This window comes from Flavobacterium laiguense, assembly GCF_003097655.1.
In the GTDB taxonomy this organism is placed as follows: domain Bacteria; phylum Bacteroidota; class Bacteroidia; order Flavobacteriales; family Flavobacteriaceae; genus Flavobacterium; species Flavobacterium laiguense.
The window spans coordinates 1-4012 of sequence record NZ_QCZH01000043.1 but is presented as its reverse complement, the minus strand read 5'-3'; the positions used below and the strand labels follow the sequence as shown (position 1 = coordinate 4012).

The following is a 4012-nucleotide window of genomic DNA, read 5'->3' as shown; positions in this document are numbered from 1 at the left end:
TGTTTCTTCTCCTAGCTTCAAATTTTGTTTTTTTGTTTTCTTTTCATTCCAGCTATTTTTCCCCTTTTGTTTTTTTTCAGTTGAAAATTTTTCTCCACTCCAACCAAATAAAATACCAAAAAAACAAGACAAATTTCCTCGCACACGCTACTGTTTAAAAACTTTAAAAAGATTTAAATAATTTAGGCATTCGGGAAGCCCAGTAAAAACAGTGGTTAAGGTAGTCGAAAACGAACTTTTTATAAGCGAAAACGAACTTTTTATAAGCGAAAACGAACTTTTTATAAGCGAAAACGAACTTTTTATAAGCGAAAAATAATTATCTAAAAATAATGTTATTTTTTTTAGTTCGTTTTGCTATATTTGCTTTATGGAACTACAAAAAACTACCCCTGAGAAGAAAATTAAGCAACATAATACAATTACTTCTGGCCGTACTGATTATTCAGCTTGTCAATTGGATGTTTTATTTATGTTGTTGGCTTGTATTGAAGATACTGACGCTCCTAAAAAACGTTATAATATAAGGGTTAAAGATATAGAATTGATTACGAGTCGTAAATGGAACTATCAACAACTATTAGAGTCAAACGAAGAAATGATGTCTAGGGTTTTTAAGATTGAGGAAGAGGACGGACTGCGACAAATAGTTTTATTTTCGGAAATTAAATATTTAGATGGGACTGGCAGTTTTGATATGGTTATAAACGAACCCGCTCGCCCTTACTTCTTCGAGTTGAAAAATAATTATACCCTTTTAGAATTAAAATCGGTGCTGTCCTGCACTTCAAAACACGCTAAAAGATTGTATTCTTTAGCTTGTCAATGGCGTGGTACTGGAGGGCATACTTATAGCATCGGGGAACTCAAAGAAATGTTAGGGTTAAAAGACCCTAAAGGGAAAGAAAAAGAACAGTATTCTGAGATTACTATGTTTAAAAAGCAAGTTTTAGACATAGCAAAAAGGCAAATAAACGAACATACCGATATTGTTTTTGATTATGAATTATTAAAAGTTAAAGGGCGTTCTTTTGATACAATAAAGCTTTTTTGTGGTTTCGCAAAACCTAAACTGCAGATGGAAATTGATTTTAATGTTGATTTGGAAAAGCAAAAGAAAAACGGTGAACTTCTCCAGAAGATTGCAAATATACAGGCTATAGGTATTCGGGACGATTTAGCGGAATTGTGGGCGGTTAAATATTGGAAGCAATTTGTAGAAGAAAAAAACAACCTTTTAGAAGCTATCCAAAAGGGGAAAGTAATAGCCGACAAGCCCGCTTATTTGGCTGGTATTTTTAAGAAAAAAGGCTATGTATAAACTTAAAGACGTTGCTGAAATCTTAGGGGTGTCCGACAGAACTGTCGAGAGGTATCTAAAAAGCTATTTCTCTATGGAAAAAGGGGCATATCAAGTATCTGAAAAGATGCTAGAGGTATTAAAATCTGAATATCTAGAGAGTGAATCCAATACGGTTGTCGAGGAATTTACTAAAGAAGAATATCAGGAATTTCATAAACGATTATCTGAATATCCCTTTTTAAAAGAACATGCTGAATTTCTTTTAAAACATCTGGAATATTATAGAAAATCGATGTCTAGCAAGGAACGACAAATGGAATTGCTTTTACTCGCTATTACTAACAAAAAATTTATTGAGGAATGAAATAGTGGGAGATAATGAATCTGAAAATAAAATACTCATGGAACTGATTTGTATAACTTAATACTCCCTAAAAAATAAATTATCTACTGAAAAAAATAAATGTGTACAGAGTGTCATAATAGGGTAAATAATGTGTACCAAGTGTAACTTTGGTACTGAAAATAAAGTATTACGTAGGGGAAGGTATTAAGTTATACAAATCAACTTTAAAATATAAAATTATGAAAACAGCAAATTTAAAATTTTCAGATAAAGAAATAGATGAAATGATAAAGTTTGAAATAGAATCAGGCAATCCTTTTTCTGAATATAGTAGCTATAAAAGCTATAAATCTACAGGGCAAAAAAAAGTAAATAAAAAAGAAGAAGCTATAAGGTTGGGTGACCTTCTGCAAAAACAACTAGAAGAAAATAGCTTCCCTTTTTGATTCTCAAAAAATGAGAAAATAAACTAACTTTGTAAAAATTATAACACTATGGAAGCAATTATATTACACCCTAAAAATAAAACCCAATTGTCTCTTTTAAAAAAATTGGCAAAGGAAATGGGGATGCTTTTTGAAACAAAAGAAGAAGAAACACCATACAATCCTGAATTTGTAAATAGAATTTTAAATAAGAGAAAAGACGGCAATTTCACAACAATAGATACTACTGATGTATGGGGAAGTTTAGGATTCAAATAGAAGATATTGCTAAAGATCAACTCCGAAAAATATATAAATCTGGAGATAAAGCAACTATAAAAAAATTAGAAAAAATTCTATTAGAATTAGAAGAACATCCAAAAACAGGAATTGGAGAACCCGAGGCTTTGAAATATCAACTAACAGGTTATTGGAGCAGAAAAATAAACAAAAAAGATAGGATGATTTATGAGATTAGTGAAGAACTTGTTTTAGTTTCTATCATTGAATTATCTAGTCATTACGGAGATAAATAAACTAAAGGGAGGAAGAAAGAAGTATTATTTTCGGGAAATTTAATAATGTGTAAAGGGTGTCACAGTTGCCTTTTTAATCCTATTTTTTGTTTCTTATAATTTTAAAATATTTTTTCCTTTTTGATAAAAAAACAAAAGGGGAAAAGTATTAAGTTTGGTGAATAAAATAAGCCTTTTTAGCTTTGTATATGTACCCGCTATACAAAGCCACATCCCTATCGGTATGTTAGGCTTTGTGCTGGGCTCTTTTCAGAGGGAACTCTGCGAGGCTTTCGGCTGCGCCAGGAATAACTTTTAAAAATCACGACTATGGCATTTGGATTAATCAGAGCAAGAAATTTATCCGCTGCAGATATTAGCAGCACCGATATTCATAACGCCAGGCGTTATGAAGCCAAAGAGCAATATCCTTTGAATGTTCCTTTGGAAAAACGGAATGATAATTTTATCAAAGCAGAATATATTTTAGAAAATCATGAAGATTATCTAGGAAAAAAAGAAACTACTCTAGCTGAAGCTATAGAAGAAAGACTTAAAATTAATGAGGTTAAAGGGATAAAATCAAATTCCAATTTAGCCATTGAATACGTTGTTGGAATCAATGACAAAAAAGCGTGGGACAATTACAATTTTGATGGATTTGTCAGTAATACAAAGCAATGGCTCGAGAGAAGACACGGTAAAGATTCTGTTGTTGCGGTTTATTCTCATTTAGACGAAAGCAACCCACATGTGCATATAATTGTAGTGCCGATCGAGAAGAAAACAGTAAAGTGGAAAAACACAAAAGGTTCTGGAGAGCGAACTGAAAGTCGTCTAAATACAAGAGATTATACTGGTGGTAGGGAAAAATTAAGGGGTTTGCAAAATGATTATTTTGAACATCTAACGCAACGCTATGATGGAGGTAAAAAGTTTGGCTTGGAATTGTTTCGAGGCACTTTAGTTGAAAATCAAACAAAAGAGTATGTCGAACAAACTAATCACGAAATAGGCGAATTAAGAACTGTTTTAGCCTCTTTGGGCGATGATATTGCTAAAAACATAGTTCAGGGTCAGATTTTAGAAAAACAACGAATTTTGGCTTTAAAAGAGGTAGAGCTGAAAAAAGAAGAGGATAGGCGTCATTCTGAAAAGAAAAATCTATGGAAATTAAAAGGCACTAGAGATAATCCGGATATTTTTCATGGAAAAACTTCAGCTGAAGAAAAAAGTGGGGAAAAGAAAAATAGAGGGCATCGTCCAAGTAGATGAAAAACAGCGTCTTTAAAAATACATAACTATTTAGCTATCAACATATTACGAAAAAATCGCCCGGGCCCTGGTGTTTCTTCTCCTAGCTTCAAATTTTGTTTTTTTGTTTTCTTTTCATTCCAGCTATTTTTCCCCTTTTGTTTTTTTT

The 4012-nt window shown here is 32.1% G+C and carries 6 protein-coding genes; all 6 read left to right on the top strand.

The genetic code is table 11. From position 1 onward, the window contains the following. Window positions 1–370 precede the first annotated feature (370 nt). Window positions 371–1321 carry a replication initiation protein gene (locus DB891_RS17250; protein ID WP_116764816.1) on the top strand — a complete coding sequence of 317 codons (951 nt, stop codon included), beginning with the start codon at window positions 371–373 and terminating at the stop codon, window positions 1319–1321. Then, window positions 1314–1667 carry a MerR family transcriptional regulator gene (locus tag DB891_RS17245; RefSeq protein WP_116764815.1) on the top strand — a complete coding sequence of 118 codons (354 nt, stop codon included), beginning with the start codon at window positions 1314–1316 and terminating at the stop codon, window positions 1665–1667. The genes DB891_RS17250 and DB891_RS17245 overlap by 8 nt, the downstream gene beginning before the upstream one ends. Before the next feature lie 221 nt (window positions 1668–1888). Further along, window positions 1889–2095 (top strand): hypothetical protein, encoded by a 207-nt coding sequence (locus DB891_RS17240; RefSeq protein ID WP_116764814.1) that lies wholly within the window; start codon window positions 1889–1891, stop codon window positions 2093–2095. A gap of 48 nt (window positions 2096–2143) precedes the next feature. Further along, window positions 2144–2353 carry a DUF2683 family protein gene (locus DB891_RS17235; RefSeq protein WP_116725978.1) on the top strand — a complete coding sequence of 70 codons (210 nt, stop codon included), beginning with the start codon at window positions 2144–2146 and terminating at the stop codon, window positions 2351–2353. Next, on the top strand, window positions 2329–2610 hold the full coding sequence (locus DB891_RS17230) for a Txe/YoeB family addiction module toxin (protein ID WP_116764813.1): 282 nt from the start codon (window positions 2329–2331) through the stop codon (window positions 2608–2610). The genes DB891_RS17235 and DB891_RS17230 overlap by 25 nt, the downstream gene beginning before the upstream one ends. 309 nt (window positions 2611–2919) lie before the next feature. After that, window positions 2920–3864: a plasmid recombination protein gene (locus DB891_RS17225; RefSeq protein ID WP_116725976.1), complete on the top strand. Its 945-nt coding sequence runs from the start codon at window positions 2920–2922 to the stop codon at window positions 3862–3864. Window positions 3865–4012 lie beyond the last annotated feature (148 nt).